Origin of the sequence: Phreatobacter sp., from assembly GCF_016793595.1 — a bacterium.
In the GTDB taxonomy this organism is placed as follows: Bacteria; Pseudomonadota; Alphaproteobacteria; order Rhizobiales; family Phreatobacteraceae; genus Phreatobacter.
Map to the genome: position 1 here is coordinate 437,934 of NZ_JAEULY010000002.1, position 19,372 is coordinate 457,305.

Genomic DNA, 19,372 nt, shown 5'->3' on the forward strand with positions numbered 1-19,372 from the left:
GGAGCGATCGAGATGGAGATGCGCGACATTCCCTTCGGCACCACCGACTGGGCGTCGGTGCTGCCGACCCATCATCCCGGCGAGACCGGCGCCGCGACATGGCGCACGCGCAACTTCGCCGGCATCCGGGTCCGCATGGTGGACTACAGCCCGGGCTATCGCGCCGACCATTGGTGCAAGAAGGGCCACATCCTGCTGGTGCTGAAGGGCGAGCTGAACACCGAGCTCGCGGATGGCCGCAAGGTCACGCTCACGCCCGGCCAGAGCTACCAGGTCGCGGACGGTGCCGAGCCGCATCGCTCCTGGACCGCAGAGGGCGCGACCCTGTTCATCGTCGACTGAAGCGGGCGCGCCGCGCCCCCGCGCCCTCAGGCGTGGTTGCGGCGAAGCTGACGACGCGCGAGAAGCTGGCGCTGCAGCACGTCGAGCGCCTCGGCGAGACCCAGGCGCTGGTCGTCGGTCAGGGCCTTGAGCGCGACGGCGACCTCGGCCTGCGGGTCCATGCGCAGCAGCGCCTGGCCTTCGGCCGTCAGGATCAGCGTGTGGCTGCGCTTGTCGGTGAGCGACGGCCGGCGCTCGACATAGCCCTTGCGCACGAGTGCCGACACCGTCTCCGACGCCGTCGGCGCTGTGACGCACTGGTATTCGGCGAGACCGCCGACGGTGCGGCGACCCTCCGGCGCGCGCGAGAAATAGCGCAGCGCGGCCCATTGGGCGGGATTGACGCCGCCCGAGAAGCCCAGACCGTAGACGATCCGATTGACCTGCTCGACGAGCTCCGCGAGGGCGCGCACCGCTGGCGTGATCAGGTCCGCCCCTTCCGGCCGCTGCAGCTTCGCGGGCATCGCCGCCGCGGGACCGCGCTCGGCTGGTTTCGGATCAAGCATTCCTCGCCTCCTGCCCGCGGCGCCCTGACGGCGCGCCCGCGATGTCGATTGCGCGCGGAGGCTATCGCCGGCATTCCCGCACCACAACCAGGGATTTGGCTGCCTACGGAGCAACGCGGCGCCACGCCGAGTTAGCGCCGTCACATCCCTGGTGACCGGGACGCTGTATCCCTGTTGCCGTCGTTGCCGGGAGGTGCCGCATGAACACCGTGATCAAGGCGGTCTTGGCCGCCTCCGTCGCCGCCTCCGGCGCCGGATACCTGGCGCCGGCGCCCAACGAGCCCGGGGCCCTCGAAGCCTGCCGGATCGCTCTCGCTCGGGCCGAGGGGGCCGACCCCACGGCATTCACGATCGTCGAGGCCGCGGCGACGCCGGCGCGGCCGCACAGCTATCGCGGGGTCGCCGAGCAAGATGACGGCCACGGCCCCGCGACGCGCTTCGCGTTCACCTGCCGACTCGACACCGGCCGCGCCGTGATCGTTCGTCTCGTCGACCGCCCGTGAGACGGGCGGCCGCGCACACGACGTTTCCCGACCGGGGTGACCGTGGTAGGAGCGCGGCCTCCCGCGATGGCTCCTCCTCAGTCTCCTCCCCGACATCCCGCACCGCCGCAGCGTCCCTTCGTCCTCGGCATCGAGACGAGCTGCGACGAGACCGCGGCCGCCGTCGTCGCCGCCGATCGCTCGATCCTCAGCAACGTGATCCTTTCCCAGACCGCGCTTCACGCGGTCCATGGCGGCGTCGTGCCCGAAATCGCGGCCCGTGCCCACCTCGATCACATCGACAGGATCGTGACACAAGCACTTGAACAAGCGTCGCTATCTCTCAACGACCTGGACGCGGTGGCGGCGACCGTGGGACCGGGACTGATCGGCGGCCTGATCGTCGGCGCGATGACCGGCAAGGCGATCGCGCTGGCGGCGGGACTTCCCTTCATCGCGGTCAACCACCTTGAGGGGCATGCGCTGTCGGCCCGCCTCGCGCCGGGCGTTGCCTATCCCTACCTCCTTCTCCTCGTCTCCGGCGGACACTGCCAGCTGCTGGTCGTCGAGGGGCTCGGGACCTATCACCGACTCGGCGGCACGATCGACGACGCGGCCGGCGAAGCCTTCGACAAGACCGCCAAGCTGCTCGGCCTCGGCTACCCCGGCGGCCCCGCCCTCGAGCGCAGCGCCGTGACGGGCGACCCGCGCCGCTTCGCGCTGCCACAGCCCCTCGTCGGCCGCCCAGGCTGCGACTTCTCCTTCTCGGGGCTGAAGACCGCCGTGCGGCAACTCGTCGAACGGCTCGGCTCCGATGCGACGGCCCGGGACGTCGCCGACATCTCCGCGGCTTTCCAGGCCGCGGTCGCCGCCGTCCTCGTGGACCGCACGCGCCACGCCCTGGCAATGGCGGACGAGCGCGGCCTGCGCCCGACCGCCCTCGTCGTGGCCGGCGGGGTCGCCGCCAACCAGTTGATCCGCCGGCGCCTGACCGAGCTCGCCGCGGCACACGGCCTGGCTCTCGCCGCTCCGCCGCCGGCACTGTGCACCGACAACGCCGCGATGATCGCGTGGGCGGGACTCGAACATTTCCGCGCCGGTCATGTGGACCGGCTCGATGTCGCCGCGCGGCCGCGCTGGCCGCTCGATCCACGCGTCGCCTAGAACCGGCGCCGAGGCCGTCAGGCGCCGCCGGGCCGGCGGTAGCTGCCGAGAGTGACCGCGATCGCGGTCGCCAGCGGCGTCGGCTGGAACTCCGGCAGCAGCCGACGCCGATTGGGGTCGTCGAGGATGATCGCCTCGTCGAAGAGATAGGCGAGCTCGAGCAGCTCGCGGGCCATCGGATCGATCAGCGCGCCCAGCCGCACCAGCCACCAGGGCATGGTTCGGATCGGAAGATTCGGCCTGCCGGCGGCCGCCGCGACTTCGCGCAGGAAGTCGAGCTGGCGCATCACGACATGTCCCGCCACGTGCACGACCTCGAACGGACGCAGCCGCTGCGGTACGCGCAGCAGCGCCACCGCGAGGCGCGCGACGTCCGGCACATAGGCCCATTGGTGCGGCATCGTCAGCCGGCCGAGCGCCTGGATCGCGCGACCCTGCGCCGCGCGGCCGAACACGCGGTCGACGAGGCCGTTGCGCACCGTCGGGCCGTAGAAATCGCCGCTGCGCACGATCAGCGCGGCCATGCGGCCGTCGTCGGTGCCACGCTGGATCATGAACTCGATCTCGGCACGCAGGCGGCCCTTGCGCGTCGCCGGCTCCTGCGGGGCGTCCTCGGGCAGCGCGCGCCCCGCTTCGGGCGAGAATCCGTAGACGTTCCCCGGAAAGACGAGGCGGGCGCCGGCGTCGCGCGCGGTCGCGATGATCTTGGCGCTGACCTCGCGCATCGCCGGATCCCATTGCGGATAGGGATAGTTGATCGCGTGCACGATCGTCGCGACGCCCTCGGCGCATTGCGCCAGGCGCGAGCGGTCCTGCGCATCGCCCTCGACGATCTCGACCCCGGGACTGTCGGCCAGCGCGGCCGCCTGCTCGGCGCGTCGCACGAAGGCGCGGACGGGGATGCCTGCGCGCGCGAGTTCCGCCGCGATCGCACCGCCGAAGCCGCCCCCCGCCCCGAGCACCAGCACAAGCTCCGCCATGAACGGAGTTGACCACGCGTCCGCGACGATGGCCAGCAAGCCGCTTGCGTCGTGACGACGCGCGCCGGGACAATCATGCGATGACGAAGCGGGATGGAATCGCGGTGATCGGCGCCGGCGCCTGGGGCACCGCGCTCGCCCAGGTGAATGCCGCCGCCGGGCGGCCGACGCGGCTCTGGGCGCGGCGCGCCGACGTAGTCGAGTCCGTCGTCGCCGCGCGCGAGAACCGGCCCTGCCTGCCCGGCATCGCGCTCGATCCGCGGCTCGCGGTCTCGAGCGACCTCGAGGCGACATTGGAGTCCAGCAGCCTCGTCATCCTCGCCGTTCCATCGGCCCACGTCGCGGCGCTCGCCCGACGGCTGACCGCGATCGGCACGCGTCCGCTCGTGCTCGCGGCCAAGGGGCTCGAGCCGGTCACGCATCGCCTCCTCGCCGACGCGCTCGCGGCGATCCTGCCGTCCGCCACGATCGCGGTCCTCAGCGGCCCGAGCTTCGCGGCGGACGTCGCGCGCGGCCTTCCGACCGCCGTCACGCTGGCCTGCGTCGACGGCGCGCGGGCCCGCGACCTCGCGGGCCGCCTCGCCACGCCGAGCCTGCGCATCTACTCCAGCGACGACCTCGTCGGCGTGCAGATCGGCGGCGCGGTCAAGAACGTGATCGCGATCGCATGCGGCCTCGTCATCGGCCGCGGTCTCGGCGAGAGCGCCCGCGCCGCGGTGCTCACGCGCGGCCTCGCGGAGATGGCCCGCCTCGGCGCCGCGCTCGGCGCGCGGCGCGAAACGCTGATGGGCTTGTCCGGTCTCGGCGACCTCGCGTTGACCTGCAGTTCGCCGCAGTCGCGCAACCACTCGCTCGGCCTCGCGCTGGGCCGCGGCGAGCCCCTCGCCGCCCTGCTCGCCGGACGCCGCAGCGTCGTCGAGGGCGTCGAGGCCGCCGCGGCGATCGCCGCGCTGGCGGCCGAGCGCGCCATCGACATGCCGATCGTCGTCGCGGTGAACGCCATCCTGCGCGGCGAGGCGCGGATCGACGACGCCGTCGCCGCGCTTCTCGCCCGCCCCCTCAAGGAGGAATCCGACGCGCCATGAAGTACTGGCTGATGAAGTCCGAGCCGGACGTCTATCCCTGGTCGAAGCTCGTCGCCGACGGGCGCGGCCATTGGGACGGCGTGCGCAATCACCAGGCCGCGATCAACCTGAAGGCCATGAAGGTCGGCGACCGCGCATTCTTCTACCACTCGAACATCGGCAAGGAGATCGTGGGCGTGATGACGATCGCCCGCACCGCCTATCCCGATCCGACGGATCCGACCGGTCGCTTCGTGATGGTCGACGTGGCGCCCCTCGCTGCCGTCAAGACGCCGGTCACGCTCGCGCAGATGAAGGCCGAGCCGAAGCTCGCCGAGCTCGTCTTCCTGCGTCAATCGCGGCTCTCGGTGAGTCCGGTCGGCGCAGCCGAGTGGAAGCTGCTGTGCCGGATGGCCGGCATCCCCGCCTGACGCCCGTCAGCCGAAATCGGTCTGCGCGCGAACCTGCGCGGCGGTCTGGTCCTGGATCGTCGCCAGCAGCGTGTTGGTGTCGCCGGCGCCTGCGCCGTTCTGGTCGACGCGCAGCTCGACATTGATCCCGCTCTGCACGAAGCGGACATAGTCCCCGCCTTCCGCCGGCGCACCGCCCAGCGACTGCAGCAGCGTGTCGAGCGCCAGCGTGTCGCCGGCCGCGAAATCCTCGATGACGTCGGCGGCATCCAGCGCGTCGGCCCCGAACACGAAGCGGTCGTCGCCCGCGCCGCCGGCGAGCCGATCGGCGCCGCCCCTGCCCTCGATGACGTCGCGGCCTGCCGTGCCGGTCAGCGTGTCCGCCCCCGCGCCGCCGACGAAGCTGTCGACGACGTCGGTCACGGTGACCGACAGGGCCGCGGTCGTGCTGGCGCTGGCCGGCGCGCCGCCACCCAGCTCGGTCGCGGTCGCGACGACCGTCAGTTCGTAACTGCCGAACTCGTCGGCCGGGGCGGTGAAGCTGAGGCCCGCGAGCTGCGCCGGCGTCAGCGACCACGACCCGTCGCCGTTGTCCGTGCCCGCGGACAGCGAGGCGCCCGCAGGCAGGTTCTCGATGGTCAGCGTCAGCGTCTCCGAGCCGTCGAGGTCGACGAGGCCGGCATCGATCGCGAGCCCGATGGGCTGGTCCTCCGGGCCGCTCGCGGCGGCGACCGTGAGCAGCGGCGCATCCGCGGCCGCCTGGATGGCGACGGCGAAGTCCCGCTGCGTCGCGGCCGTGCTGCCGTTGGAGAGCTCGAACGAGTTCGCCACCACGCGGATCGCGACGTCCCCGGCCACGTTGTCGGGCAGCAGCAGGCTCGCGCCGGCGAACTCGTCGCGGGTCAGCGTCCAGCTGCCGTCGCCGTTGTCGACGCCGGCCGACAGGCGCACATCGGTCGGCAGAATGCCGGCGGGCGCGGTGAGCACATGCACGACCACCGACAGCAGCTCGGAGCCGTCGGTGTCGATCGGCGTGACCGTGACGCGACCGATGCCGCCGAGCGCCGCGCCGCTGTGCTCGATGCCCGAGAGCACCGCCGGACCGTCGATCGGCGCGGCATCCGCGACGGCGGCGACGGCGACGCTGCCGGCGATGGTCGTGACGACGGTGTCGACCGGCAGGCCCGCGACGCTGTCCACGACCGTCGCCTCGACGCTGTAGGTCACCGCGCCGTGCAGATGTTCAGGCGGCCGGACATGGACGCTCGACGGATCGTCGATCGTGTAGACGCCTGCCGTCTGCGGCAGCGCCACGCCGGCGGCGTCGGTGAGCACGGCACCCGGCGTCAGGCCCGAGATGCGAAGCGACGAGATCGTCTCGGAGCCGTCGGTGTCCGTCGGCGTCGCCGCGAGATCGAGCTTGATGAGCGTATCCTCGGCCCCCGCCCCGCCGGTCGCGATCGCGGCGGCATCGGCGATCGGGCGGATCGCGATCGGCACCGGCGCGGCGGCCGATCCGACGCGGCCGTCCGCATAGGTGACGATCGCCGCGACGTCCGGCTCGATCATACCGGCGAAATTCGCGGGCGGCCGGATCTCGAGCGAGGCGAGCACGCCGGGCTCGTCGACGACGATCCAGTCGCCCGTCGCCGGATCGATGAAGATGCCGTCGGGGGTGCCGGACGCGAGCTCGCTTCCGGGCGGCAGGCTGTCGCGCCGAACGATCAACGTCGCGGCGGCACCCGCCGGCAGTCCCGGCAGCGACACGCCGAGAAGCGCGCCGGCATCCTCGTCGCCGCCGAGGCCGGCAGCGATCGCGATCGTCGGCGTCGGTCCAGGCAGGTCGGTGGCGTCGTTGACACCGCCGCCGCCCCCTCCGCCGCCGGCCGGCGTGATCGTGACGTTGAATTCCAGGTTCGCCGCGGCGCGATCGCGCACGCCGTCGTCCTCCTGCGCGATCGCCGTGAGCGTGAGCGGCACGACGGTCGTACCGCCGCCGCCGAAATCGCTGCGCGTGCGCAGCTGCAGGTCGTCGAGCGCGCCCGCGTCGGCGAGCCAGCGCCCGCCGCCGAGATTGAGCAGATGGTCGCCGGGCGACGCCGTCGCGGCGAGCCGCAGCCCCATCCCGGCCGGAATGCCTGAGACGACGACGTACAGCCGCTCCGAACCGTCGGTGTCGGCCAGCGTGCCGCCGAGCGCGAGATCGATCGCCGTCCCGGCCGGGCCGTTCGCGTCACCGGCGAGCGGCATGGGAATGTCGGCGACACCGACGACGGCGACGGGCAGCGTGAAGCTCTCGGTCCGACTCTGGCCGGGGATCGGCGCGCCGCCGGCGTCGAACTCCGCGATCGTCATCGTCGCCGACAGCGTGAAATCGACATTCGAGTCGTGGCGGGCCTGCAGCGTCAGGCTCGCGAGCGCCGCCGGCGCGACGACATAGGTCGCGAGACCGCCGTCGATCGCGCTCGGCGTCAATGCCACGCCGTCGGCGCGCAGCACCGCATCCGCCGGCACCTGGCCGAGCGTGACCGCGCCCGCGATCCGCTCCGAGCCGTCCGCATCGACGAGCCCGGGCGCGAAGGTCAACGCGATCGCCGTATCCTCGAGCCCGGAGGCGCCGCCGCCGGGCGCGAAGTCGTCGACGACCGGCGCAACCACGACGGGGAAGGTCGCGAAGCCGGTGGCCTCGGTGTCGCCGTCGTTCTCGGTGGTCACGACCGTGGCGCGCAGGTCGAGCGTCGCGGCGCGATGCGCCGGCCACCCGATCAGGTCGACGGCATCCCACTCGCTACCGCCGCCCGCGAGCTTGCGCAGCGTCCATGTCGTCGTGCCGCCGGGCCCGATGGCGGTCACCAGGCCGCGGCTCAGGGCGAAGCCCGCAGGAAGCCCGGCGATCACGATCGCCGTGACGCTTTCGGAAGCGGTTCGCCCGGCCGCGGCGTCGCCGTCGACGATGCCCGCGACCAGGTTGAGCGGCACGCGGCCAGACGCCACGTCCGCGGCCGACTCCGGCGTCGACCCGCCGCTGACCAGCGCGCCGGGATCGGCCACGCCGACGACGTCGACGGTGATCGCAGCCGATGCCTCGGCCGCGCTCGATGCGCTCGTCTCGCTCGCGATCGCCGTGACGCCGATCGTGAAGTCGACATTGGAATCCGCCGGCGGCCGGATCGCCAGCGCCGTCAGCGCGCCCGGCGCCAGTTCGTAGATGTCGCCGCCCGGCCCGGACGCGACGGGCACGAGTGTGGTCGCGCCGCTGCGCAGCACCGCGCCCGTGGGAATGTCCGTCAACCGCACACGCAGCGCCTCGGAGCCGTCCGCATCGACGAGCGCCGCGTGGACCGACAACGGAATGAACGAATCCTCGAAGCCCTTGGCCTTGCCACCGACCAGCAGCACGGGAACGTCGGCGACCGGCGCGATCGAGACCGGCAGGCTCGCGAAGCGCGTGGCGCGATTGTCCGCGGGATCCGGCTCGGAAGGCCCGGCCGCGCCCTCGGCGGCGACGGCGGTGACGCCGAGCGTGAAGGCGCCATGCGCGTGATGCGGTGCGACCAGCGTCAGTCCCGCGATCGCCGCCTGCGGCACCGTCCACACGCCGGTCGAGGAGTCGAAGCTGCCGGCGCTCAGCGCGAAGCCGTCGGGCACGCCGGTGATCTCGAGGCTCAGCGCCTCGGAGCCGTCGACGTCGCCGAGCGCCGCGGCGATGCCGAGCGCGACGCGCTGCGTCCCGCCGGCGACCACGGCATCCTCGACGACCGCGATCGGTGCGACGGCGAGCGAGGGCACATCGGCGGTCGCGTCCAGGCGCACGGTGAGGGTTTGCGACACGGTTGCCGGCGGCACGCCGCCGGAATCCTGCGACACGCCGATCACCGTGAGCACGATGTCGCCGGCGCGATCGGCCGGGAGCGCGGTGATGCGCAGGCTCGCCGCCTCGGCCGGGGTCAGCGTGAGGGTGCCGTCGGCGCCGATCGTTCCGGCGTTGAACCCGAGCCCGGCCGGGATGCCGGCGATCCGCACCGAGGCGACTTCGTCGGGCGCACCGGGCGTCACGGCGATCGGGATCGCCAGCGTGCCGGACGGCGCGCCATCGGTCGCGAAGCCGCCGGTCGTGCCCGGATCGCCCGCGCCGGGACCCGCGATCCCGAGGTCCTCCTTGCCGACGACGAGCGTCGGCGCGACGAGGGTCGGCGGATCCGACACCGGCGTGACCGACAGAACGATCGAGCCGCTCGCCGTCGTCGTGTTGTCGCCGACGAAGATCTCGCCCGCCGGCGGCAGGGCCTGCTCGCGCACGTCGATCGACACCGACAGCGTCACCGTGTCGTGGCTGTCGTGCGGCGCGATCACGCGCAGCTGGCCGATCGTCGCCGCGCCGATCGTGTAGACGCCCGCGGTCGGCGTCAGCGCCGTCGTCGTCGAGCCAGCCACCGCGACCAGCGCATAGCCCGCCGGCAGCCCACCGATCGTCGCGTTCGTGATGATCTCCGAGCCGTCCGTGTCGCCCAGCGCCGTCGTCAGCGCAAGCGGGATCAGGCCATCCTCGGCCCCGGCAACGGTGAAGCCGAGGGTCGGCGTGTCGACGACCGCATCGATGGTGAGCGCGATCGTCGCCGCCGTACCCGGGCGCGCCGCGGCGGTCCCATCCTGCGAGAACGGCGTCACCGTCAGTCGCACGTCGCCGTCGCTGTCGGCCGGCAGCGCCGTGATCGACAGCGAAAGAGCTTGCGCCGCGGTGAAGCGCAGCCCACCCGGCACGAGCGCGCTCGCGACACCGGCATGGTTGAACGACAGCCCCGCCGGGACGCCGCTCAGGACGACGAAGGCGGTCTCGCCGGGGGCACCCGGGGTCACGGTCATGCCGATGGCGCGGCCGCCGTCCGCGACGAGCGGCCCGCCCGGGCGATCGACGCCGAGATCCTCGCGCAGGTCGACGGCGGTCGTGCTCAGCGCCAGCCCCGGGACGTCGGACACCGGCCGCACGGTGATCGTGACCGAGCCGACGGCGGAGGCGACGTTGTCGCCCGTCTGGAACTCGAGACCCCCGGTCGCGCTCTCGCGTACCGTCAGCGTGGTGCCCAGCACGAGCGCGCCGTTGAAGTCGTGCGGCGGCAGGATGCGCACGCTGGCCGCCTGCACCCCGGTCAGGTCGTAGGTGTCGAAGCCGCCGCTCGACGAGGTCGGCGCCAGCGTGACGATGCTCGGCCCGGGCCCGACAAAGGCCAGCACGGCACCGCTCGGCACCCCGGTGAGGCGCATCGCATCGAGCGTCTCGGACCCGTCGGTGTCGACGAGCGCGCGCGTCACGCGGATCGGGATGAAGCTGTCCTCGTTGCCGGTGTTGTCGGCGCGCGACAGCGTCGGCACGTCGGCGACGGCATCGACCGCGACGGTGATCGTCTTCGCCGCGCCGAAGGCCGGCGCGGCCGGCCCGTCGATCGAAAGCGGCGTGACCGTCAGCGCGAAGTCGCGGTCGCTGTTCGCCGGCAATGCGGTGATCGACAGCGCCGCCGCCTGCGCCGCGGTGTAGCGCACCACGCCGGGCGCGACGGCCGTGCCGGCGACGTTGAACACGACGCCCGCGGGAACGCCGCTGACGTCGACGAAGGCGGACTCGCCCGGTGCGCCAGGCGTCACGAGGATCGGCACCGCGGCCGGGCCCGGTCCGGGCGGCGTGATCGCGATCGGCCCCGCGCCGAGATCCTCCTTCACCTGCACCAGCGCCGGCACGACCAGGTCGGGCGTGTCGGAAACCGGCGCGATCGACAGCACGAGCGACGCGCTCGCGCCCGCGACGTTGTTCGCCGTCGTGAGTTCGACGTCGCTCGGCACCTCGGTGCTCGCGACCGAGATCCCGAGCGCGATCGTCCCGTTGAAGTCGGCCGGCGGCGTCAGCGTCAGGCCGGGCAGTGCGCTCGCCGCCACCTCCCAGATCCCGCCGCCGAGATTCGTGCCTGCCGAGAGCGTCGCGCCCGCCGGCACGCCCGTGATGCGCACCGCGCCGAGGATCTCCGACGGGTCCGCGACCGCCGCCGATACGGTCAGCGCGACAGGCGTGTCCTCCGCGGCGCCGGCGGCGCGCGCGGCGAGCACCGGGATGTCGGCGACCGCGTCGATCGTGACGATGAGCGTGCGCGAGGCGCCCAGCGTCGGGGTCGCGGCGCCGTCCACCGACACCGGCGTGGCGGTCAGCGTGAAGTCGACGTCGCTGTTCGCGGGCAGGCCGACGATGCGCAACGAGGCCGCCTCGCCGGCGGTCAGCAGCACGCCGCCGGGCACCAGCGTCGTCGGCGTCCCCGCGTTCAACGTCACGCCGGCGGGAATGCCGGAGATGATCACGAAGGCCGTCTCGCCCGGCGCGCCCGCGGTCACCAGGATCGGCGCCGCGATCGGGCCGCCCGCCAGGTCCTCGAAGCCGCTCGCCGCCGCGATCGGCGCCAGCGTCGGCACGTCGGACACCGGGGCCACGCTCACGACCAGGCTCGCCGTCGCCGTCGCGATGTTGTTGGCGACCACGGGCTCGCCGCCGCTGGTCGTCGTTTCCGTCGCGGCGACCGCGAGCCCCAGGGTGATCGTGCCGTTGAATCCCGCCGGCGGCACGAGCGTCAGGCCGGACAATGCGCCGGGCTCGATCTCGTAGAGGCCCGGCACGAGCGGCGCCAGAACCGTGGTGCCCGAAAGCAGCGTCGCGCCGCTCGGCACGCCACTCAACGTCACCGCGCCGAGCGTTTCCGAGCCGTCGAGATCCGCCAGCGCGGCCGAGATCGACAAGGCGATCGGCGTGTCCTCGACTCCGCTCGCCGGCAGCGCCACGAGGCTCGGCGTGTCCGCGACCGCATCGACGGTGACAGCGAGCGTCCGCGCGGCGCCGAACACCATGGGCCCCGCGCCGTCCTGCGCGAACGGCGTGATGGTCAGGACGAAATCGGCATCGGCGTTCGCGGGCAATCCGCTCACCCGCAGGCTCGCGACCTCGGCAGCGGCCACGGTGGCACTGCCGCCCGACGGCATCACGGGCCCGCCGGTCGTCGACAGCGTGACGCCCGCCGGGATTCCGCTGACGACGATGCCGCCCGCCTCGCCCGGCGCGAGCGACAGGCCGATCACGAGCGGCACACCGGCCGGCTGCCCGGCCAGATCCTCGAACGCGATCGCATCCACGGGCGCGACACTCGGCGCGTCGGTCACCGGCGCGAGCGTCACGACCAGCGTCGCGGTCTGCACCGCCGTATTGTTGGCAAGGGTCGACTCGCCGTCGCTCGGCGTCTCGGCCGCCGTCGCGCCGACCGTCAGCGTCACCTCGCCGCTGACATCCGGCGGCCCCTGGAAGGTGAGGCCCGCAAGTTGCGCGGGCGTCAGGTCATAGGTCGCGAAGTCCCCGCTGATCGCGCTGGGGACGAGAGGGACGCCGCCGACGGCGAGGATGGCGCCGACCGGAACGCCGCCGAGGCTGATCGTCGTGATCGCTTCCGAGCCATCGACGTCGCGAGGGACCGCCGAGATCGCGAGCGCCACCGGCGCATCCTCGGTCCCGGCCGCCGGCGCGACATCGAGGATCGGCGCGTCGGCGACGGCATCGACGGTGATCGTCAGCGCCGCGGCCGTGCCGGCGATCGGCGCGAGCGTGCCGGGCTGCGCGAACGGCGTCACCGTCAGCACGAAGTCGGCGTCCCTGTCGTGCGGCAGTCCCGCGAGGCTGAGCCCCGGCAGATCCGATGCATCGACCGTGACGGTCCCGCCGACCGGCAGCAGCGGACCGCCCGCAGTCGCGAGCGTGACGCCCGCCGGCACGCCGGCGATCACCACCCAGGCGCGATCGCCCGGCGGGCCAACAAGGTTGACGACGAGAGGCACGCCGCCGGGCTGACCGGTCAGATCCTCGAAGGCCTGCGCATCGAGCGGCGCGACGCTCGGGACGTCCGAAACCGGCGTCACGTCGACCACGAGCGTCGCGCTCGCCGTCGCCTCGTTGTTCGCGAGGTCCGGCTCGCCGCCGCTCGTGGTCGTCTCGACGGCGCGCGCCGCGACGCCCAGCGTGATCGCGCCGGTGAAGTCCGGCGGCGGCGTCAGCGTCAGACCCGCGAGCTGCGCGGGAGTCAGCGACCACGTGCCGCCGCCCAGATCCGTGCCCGCCGACAGCAGCGCGCCGCTCGGCACGCCCGTGATCGTGACGCTGTGAGTCTCCGAGCCGTCCAGCGTATCGCCGAAGCCCGCCGTGATCGCCAGCGCGATCGCCGTGTCCTCCGCACCGCTCGCCGGCGTCGTGCTCAGCGTCGGCGTGTCGGCGACCGCGTCGACCGTCACCATCAGCGGCTGCGCGATGCCGGAGACCGTGCCCGCAGGGCCCGCCGAGAACGGCGTCAGCGTCAGCGTCACGTCCGCGTCGCTGTCCGCCGGCAGACCGGTGAGGCGTAGGCTCGCGAGGTCGGCAGATTCGACGCGGATCGAGCCCGCGCCCGCCGGCGTGCCGACGTTGAAGCTCACGCCCGCCGGGATCCCGGACACGATCACCCAGCTCGACGTCGCGCTCGCCCCCGGCGTCAGCGTCGCCGACAGCGCCACGCCACCGGCGGCCGCGCCGGCCAGGTCCTCCGCCGCCGAAGCGGGCGTCGTCGCGATCGCCGGGGCCTCGTCGGCCGGCAGCACGGTGACGGTCAGCGGCGCGGACACCGACGCCGTGTTGTTCAGGATGTCCGTCTCGAAGTCGACGGGTCGCGTCTCCTCCGCGATGGCCGTGACGCCGAGCGTCAGGCGGCCGGTGGTCCCGATCGGCGGCGTCAGCGTCACCCCGGGCACCTGGTCCGCCTGCAGGAGCCATCGTCCGCCGCCGAGATCGACCCCGGCGGACAGCGACATCCCCGCGGGCAGGCCATCGATGATGAGCGTGTGCTCCTCGGACCCGTCGAGGGTGTCGCCGAAGGTCGCGCCGATGCCGAGGGCGATCGGCGTCCCGGCGGCGCCAACGACCGGCGCCAAGCCGAGAGCCGGCGCGTCCGCGACCGCGTCGACGATCACCGTCAGCGGCATCGGCGGTCCCGCGGTCGGCGGCGCAGCGCCGTCCTGCGCGAACGGCTGCACGGAGAGAAGGACGTCGGCGTCGCTGTCCGGCGGCAGCGACATCAGCCGCAGCGCGGGCAGGTCGCCGCTGTCGACGCGGATGGCGCCGGGACCCGCCGGGATTCCGACATTGAAGGTCACACCCGCCGGAATGCCGGAGATGACCACCCAGCCCGTCTCGCCGGGTGCGACCACCACCGCGACCGTCAGTGGCACGCCCGTCGGCTGGCCCGCGAGATCCTCGTAGGCCAGCGCGTCGCTCACGGCTGCGAACGGCTCGTCGGATACCGGCGCCACGCTGACGACCAGCGACGCGGTCGCGGTCGCGGTGTTGTCGGCGGGATTCGGTTCGCCGCCGCTTGTTGCCGTCTCGGCGGCGTGCGCGGTGATGCCAAGGGTGATACCGCCCGAGAATTCGGGCGCCGGAATCAGGTGCAGGCCGACGAGCTCGATCGGCAGCACCGACCAGGCGCCCCCGCCCAGCGATATTCCTCGGGTGAGCCCGGCCCCGTCGGGGACGCCGGTGATCGTGATCGAATGGGTCTCGGAGCCGTCGAACTCGTCGCCGAACACCGCGGCGATATCGAGCGCAATGGGCGTGTCCTCGGGACCTCCCGACGGGCCGACGGCGAGCGTCGGCGTGTCCGCCACGGCGTCGACCGTGATCACGAGCGCCTGAGACGCGCCCGCGATATCACCAGACGGCCCGCTCGCGACCGGCGTGACGGTCAGCGTCACATCGACGTCGCTGTCCGGCGGCAATCCCGTGAGACGCAGCGACGGGAGGTCCGCGCTCTCGACGCGGATCGCCTCGGGTCCGACCGGCGTGCCGACATTGAACGTCACGCCGGCCGGGATCCCGGAAATGATTGCCCAGTTCGACACGGCGAAAGTGCCGGGCGTGAGGGTCGCCACCAGCGGCACGCCGCCCACCGGCGCCCCGACCAGATCCTCGGCCGCGGTCGCCGGCGCAGTCGTGATCGTGGGCGGCTCGATCCTCGGAACGACCTCGACCACCAGCGTGTCGACGGCGCGTGCCTCGTTGTTCGCCGCGACCGGCTCGTCGCCGCTCGTGCGCGCCTCGAGGGCGAGCGCCTCGACCGAGATCGCGATGGATCCGACGAAGCCCGGCGGCGGCGTCAGGGTCAGGCCGGATAGCTGGCCGGGCGTCAGCAGCCAGCGCCCGCCGAGATCGGTGCCCGCGGACAACGACACGCCGGGCGGTACCGTGATCGCGATCGAGTGGCTCTCCGATCCGTCGACCAGATCGCCGAACACGGCGCCGATGTTCAACGCGATCGGCGTGTCCTGGAGGCCCGTGGCTGGAACGAGGTCGAGCACGGGCATGTCGGCGACGGCGTCGACCCCGATCGGCAGCAGCTGAGCCGTGCCGGCGAAGGTCCCGACCGGCCCGGTCGAGAACGGCGTCAGCGTCAGCACGATGTCGACGTCGCTGTCGGCAGGCAGCGCGGTCAGGCGCAGCGCAGCGAGATCCGCCGCCTCGACGCGGATCGAGCCCGCGCCCGCGGGCGTGCCGACATTGAAGGCGGCGCCCGCCGGGATGCCGGAGACGATCACCCAGCTCGAGGTCGCGCTCAGCCCCGGCGTCAGCGTCGCCGTCAGCGGCGCACCGCCGACGGGCGCATCGGCGAGGTCCTCGAAGACCGAGGCGGGCGACGTCGTGAGGCTGGGCACCTCGAGGAACGGCGTCACAGTGAGCGGCAACGTCGCGGTCTCCACGACGCGGTTGTTGCCGCGATCGGGCTCGAAGCCGCTGAACCGCGTCTCCTCGGCCTCGACGGCGACGCGCAACGGGAACGTCCCGGTCGTTCCGGTCGGCACTGTGAGCGACAGCCCGGCGAGCTGCGCCGGCGTCAGCTCCCAGGCACCGCTGCCGAGATTCGTTCCGGCCGACATCGTCGCGCCGGGTGGCAGGCCCGACACCGTGATCCGATGGGTCTCGGATCCGTCGAGCACGTCGCCGAACGTCGCCGTGATCTCGAGCGCGATCGGCCGGCCATCCACGCCCGATGCCGGCGCGACCGCGACGTCGACCGCGTCGGCGACCGCGTCGACGGTGATCACCAGCGCGCGCGCCGCGCCGGCGAAGGTGCCGCCCGGTCCGGCCGAGAACGGGGTGAATGTCAGCGACACATCGGCGTCGCTGTCCGCAGGCAGGCCGGTCAGGCGCAGCGCCGCGAGATCGGCGCTCTCGACGCGGATCGCCCCTGCCGCGACCGGGGCGCCGACATTGAACGTCACGCCGGCCGGGATGCCGGAGATCACGACCCAGCTCGCGGCCGCGTGCTCGCCCGGGGTCAGCGATGCGGCGAGCGGGACTCCGGCCGGCGCTGCGCCGCCGAGATCCTCACGGACCGACACCGGCGTGACGTCGAGCAAAGGGATCGACGGCGCCGGCGTGACGGTCACCGTCATCGGGCGGACGACGACCGCCTCGTTGTTGGTGAGCACGGGCTCCGCGCCGCTCGTGAGGGACTCGACCGCGCGAGCGGTCACCGTCAATGCGATGCTGCCGAAGAAATCCGGCGGCGGAAGCATGACGAGGCCCGCGAGCTGCGCGGGCGTGAGCGACCAGACTCCGCCGCCGAGGAACGTCCCCGCCGAGAGCAGCGCACCCGCCGGCACGCCGGCGATCTCGATCGTGTGGGTCTCGGAACCGTCGCGCGTGTCGCCGAAGACCGCGGTGATGCCGAGCGCGATCGCGCTGTCCTCGGCGCCGGTGGCCGGCGCCACGACCAGCGAGGCGAGATCCGCGACGGCGTCGACCGCGACGACGAGCGTCTGCGCCGTGCCGGTCAGCGTGCCGGCCGGGCCGCTCGAGAACGGCGTGACCGTCAGCGTCACGTCGGCATCGCTGTCGGCCGGCAATGCGGTCAGGCGCAGCGCCGGGAGGTCGGCGCTCTCCACGCGGATCGCGCCGGGTCCGGCCGCGGTTCCGTGGTTGAACCCGGCACCCGGCGGGATGCCCGAGATGACGACCCAGCTCGACGCCGCGGGCACGCCCGGCGTCAACGTCGCGACGAGCGGCACGCCGCCCGGTGCGCCGACGAGATCCTCGGGCGCCGTCGCCGGGGAGGTGACAACGCTGGGCAAATCGGGGGCCGCGACCGTGACGGTCAGGGGGACCTCGATGCGTTCGTGATTGTCGCCGAACCGGTACTCGAAGCCGGTGAAGCGGCTCTCGACGCTGTTCGCCTCGACGCGGATCGTGAATTCGCCAGCGAATCCCGGCGGCGGCGTGATGGTCAGGCCAGCGATCTCCGCCGTCGTCAGGTACCAGAACCCGCCCCCCACATCCCTGCCTGCCGACAGCTTCGCCCCCGCCGGCACACCGCCGATGTAGAAGAAGCGCTCCTCCGATCCGTCGCGCGTGTCGCCGAACCCCGCCGTGATCGCCAGCGCGATCGGCCGATCCGTGAATCCGCTGGCCGGCTCGACCGAAAGCGTCGGACGGTCCGCGACCGCGTCGACCCAGACGTTCTGGGTCACGGCAGTGCCGGAATACGTGCCGGCCGGCCCGCTGGAGAACGGTGTGTAGGTCAGGCGGAGGTCGGCGTCGCTGTCGAGGGGCAGCGTCACGATCCGTAGCGTCGCGAGGTCGGCGCTCTCGACCCGGATCGCGCCCGCACCGGCCGGCGTGCCCGCGCTGAAAACGACCCCCGCGGGGATGCCCGAGATGATCACCCAGCTCGAGGTCGCCGTCGCGCCGGGAGTCATGCTCGCGTCGAGCGCAGCACCGCCCGGCATGTACGCGAGATCTTCGCTGAGATGCCGCTCCACCGGCACCGAAAGGACCGGCCGCTCGGGCGATACGACGACCTTGATGCTGAAGAACCAGGTCCAGTTCACCGCGTTGTTGCCGGTGAACGGCTCGACGCCACTGAAGTGCGTCTCGACCGAGTTGCCGACGATGTAAGGATGCACTTCGCCGATGAAGCCGGTCGGCGCCCGGAAGGTGAGCCCGATCAGGTCGGTCGCCGAGAAGATCCAGAGATCGCCGCTCCGGGTGCCGGCCGAGAAGGTGAAGCCCGGCGGCAGGCTGCCGATGGCGAGCGTATGGACCTCGGACCCGTCGGTCGCGTCGTGGAACCTCGGGATGATGCCGACGGGGGTCGGCGTGTCCTCGATCGCCGTCACGAGCGACGAGTAGTCGAAGAACGGATGGTCGGCGACGGCATCGACGACGACCGTCAGCGCCTGCGCCGTTCCGGTGATGACGCCGCGGGGAGTCGCCGAGAACGGCGTCACGACCAGCGGCAGGTCGACGTCGCTGTCCAGGGGCAATCCGATCAGGCGTAAGCCGGGCAGATCGGCACTCTCGACGCGGATGGCCCCTGGACCGGCCGGCGTGCCGGCATTGAAACGGACTCCATCGGCGATCCCCGAGATGATCACCCAGCTCGTCGTCGCATCCGTTGCGGGGACCAGCACCACCGAGAGCGGCTTGTCGCCGCCCGCGTCCATTGCGAAATCCTCGGTGACCGTCGCCGGCGTCGTGACGACTACCGGCACCTCGGTCCGCGCCAGCACCGTGACCGTCAACGTCTCGACGTCGACCGCCGTATTGTTCGCCGCGTTCGGCTCGCCGCCGCTGGTCGTCGTCTCGACCGCGCGCGCCGTCACCACGAGATCGAGCGTCCCGGTCAAGCCGGTCGGCGGAGTCAGCGTCAGGCCCGTGAGCTGCGCCGGAGTCAACGACCAGGTGCCGCCGCCCAGGCTGCGGCCTGCCGACAACGTCGCGCCGGTCGGGACGCCCGCGATCTCGATCGTGTGAGTCTCCGAGCCGTCCAGCGTGTCGCCGAATGCCGCGCCGATGGTCAGCGCAATCGCGGTGTGCTCGGCGCCCGCGGCCGGTGCCACGGTCAGGACCGGCGAATCGGCGACCGCGTCGACGGTGACGGCGAGCGGCCGGGCGATCCCGGTCAAGGTGCCGAAGGGGCCGTCGGACTGCGGCGTCAGCGTCAGCGTCACGTCGACGTCGCTGTCGGCCGGCAGCGACGTCACGCGCAGCGCCGCGAGGTCGGCGCTCTCGACGCGGATCGCGCCGGCGCCCGCCGGCGTGCCGAGATTGAACGTCATCCCCGCCGGGATGCCGGAGACGATGACCCAGCTTGCGATCGCGCTCGCGCCGGGCGTCAGCGTCGCGACGAGTGGAACGCCGCCGGCCGGCGCGCCATCCAGATCCTCCGCCGCCGTCGCCGGTGTCGTCACGATCGACGGGATCTCGTCGGCCGGCACGATGGTGACGACCAGAGTCTCGACGTCGGTCGCGGTGTTGTTCGCCGCGTTCGGCTCGCCGCCGCT

Annotated in this window: 9 protein-coding genes; 6 read left to right on the forward strand and 3 right to left on the reverse strand. The window is 73.0% G+C overall.

The window, feature by feature from the left end:
* Positions 1-12 precede the first annotated feature (12 nt).
* Positions 13-342 (forward strand): DHCW motif cupin fold protein, encoded by a 330-nt coding sequence (locus JNK84_RS02815; RefSeq protein WP_293420319.1) that lies wholly within the window; start codon positions 13-15, stop codon positions 340-342.
* Positions 343-368: 26 nt separating this feature from the next.
* On the opposite strand, the gene JNK84_RS02820 is transcribed toward JNK84_RS02815, so the two are convergent.
* The gene (locus tag JNK84_RS02820; protein ID WP_293420321.1) at positions 369-887 is read right to left on the reverse strand and encodes a MarR family winged helix-turn-helix transcriptional regulator; all 519 of its coding nucleotides are present in this window, start codon (positions 885-887) and stop codon (positions 369-371) included.
* A 200-nt stretch (positions 888-1,087) separates the two neighbouring features.
* On the opposite strand from JNK84_RS02820, the gene JNK84_RS02825 reads away from it, so the two are divergent.
* On the forward strand, positions 1,088-1,390 hold the full coding sequence (locus JNK84_RS02825; RefSeq protein ID WP_293420323.1) for a hypothetical protein: 303 nt from the start codon (positions 1,088-1,090) through the stop codon (positions 1,388-1,390).
* 66 nt (positions 1,391-1,456) lie between these two features.
* Complete coding sequence (gene tsaD, locus JNK84_RS02830; RefSeq protein ID WP_293420363.1) at positions 1,457-2,533, forward strand: tRNA (adenosine(37)-N6)-threonylcarbamoyltransferase complex transferase subunit TsaD; 1,077 nt, start codon at positions 1,457-1,459, stop codon at positions 2,531-2,533.
* Between the two features lie 17 nt (positions 2,534-2,550).
* On the opposite strand, the gene JNK84_RS02835 is transcribed toward tsaD, so the two are convergent.
* Positions 2,551-3,552, reverse strand: a complete 1,002-nt coding sequence (locus tag JNK84_RS02835) for an SDR family NAD(P)-dependent oxidoreductase (RefSeq protein ID WP_293420325.1) — start codon at positions 3,550-3,552, stop codon at positions 2,551-2,553.
* A gap of 41 nt (positions 3,553-3,593) precedes the next feature.
* On the opposite strand from JNK84_RS02835, the gene JNK84_RS02840 reads away from it, so the two are divergent.
* Complete coding sequence (locus JNK84_RS02840; protein WP_293420327.1) at positions 3,594-4,598, forward strand: NAD(P)H-dependent glycerol-3-phosphate dehydrogenase; 1,005 nt, start codon at positions 3,594-3,596, stop codon at positions 4,596-4,598.
* Positions 4,595-5,008 (forward strand): EVE domain-containing protein, encoded by a 414-nt coding sequence (locus JNK84_RS02845; protein ID WP_293420329.1) that lies wholly within the window; start codon positions 4,595-4,597, stop codon positions 5,006-5,008. The genes JNK84_RS02840 and JNK84_RS02845 overlap by 4 nt, the downstream gene beginning before the upstream one ends.
* A gap of 6 nt (positions 5,009-5,014) precedes the next feature.
* On the opposite strand, the gene JNK84_RS02850 is transcribed toward JNK84_RS02845, so the two are convergent.
* Complete coding sequence (locus JNK84_RS02850; RefSeq protein WP_293420331.1) at positions 5,015-19,147, reverse strand: type I secretion C-terminal target domain-containing protein; 14,133 nt, start codon at positions 19,145-19,147, stop codon at positions 5,015-5,017.
* On the opposite strand from JNK84_RS02850, the gene JNK84_RS02855 reads away from it, so the two are divergent.
* A partial coding sequence (locus tag JNK84_RS02855; RefSeq protein ID WP_293420333.1) for a hypothetical protein occupies positions 19,137-19,372 on the forward strand: 236 nt, incomplete at its 3' end. The genes JNK84_RS02850 and JNK84_RS02855 overlap by 11 nt on opposite strands.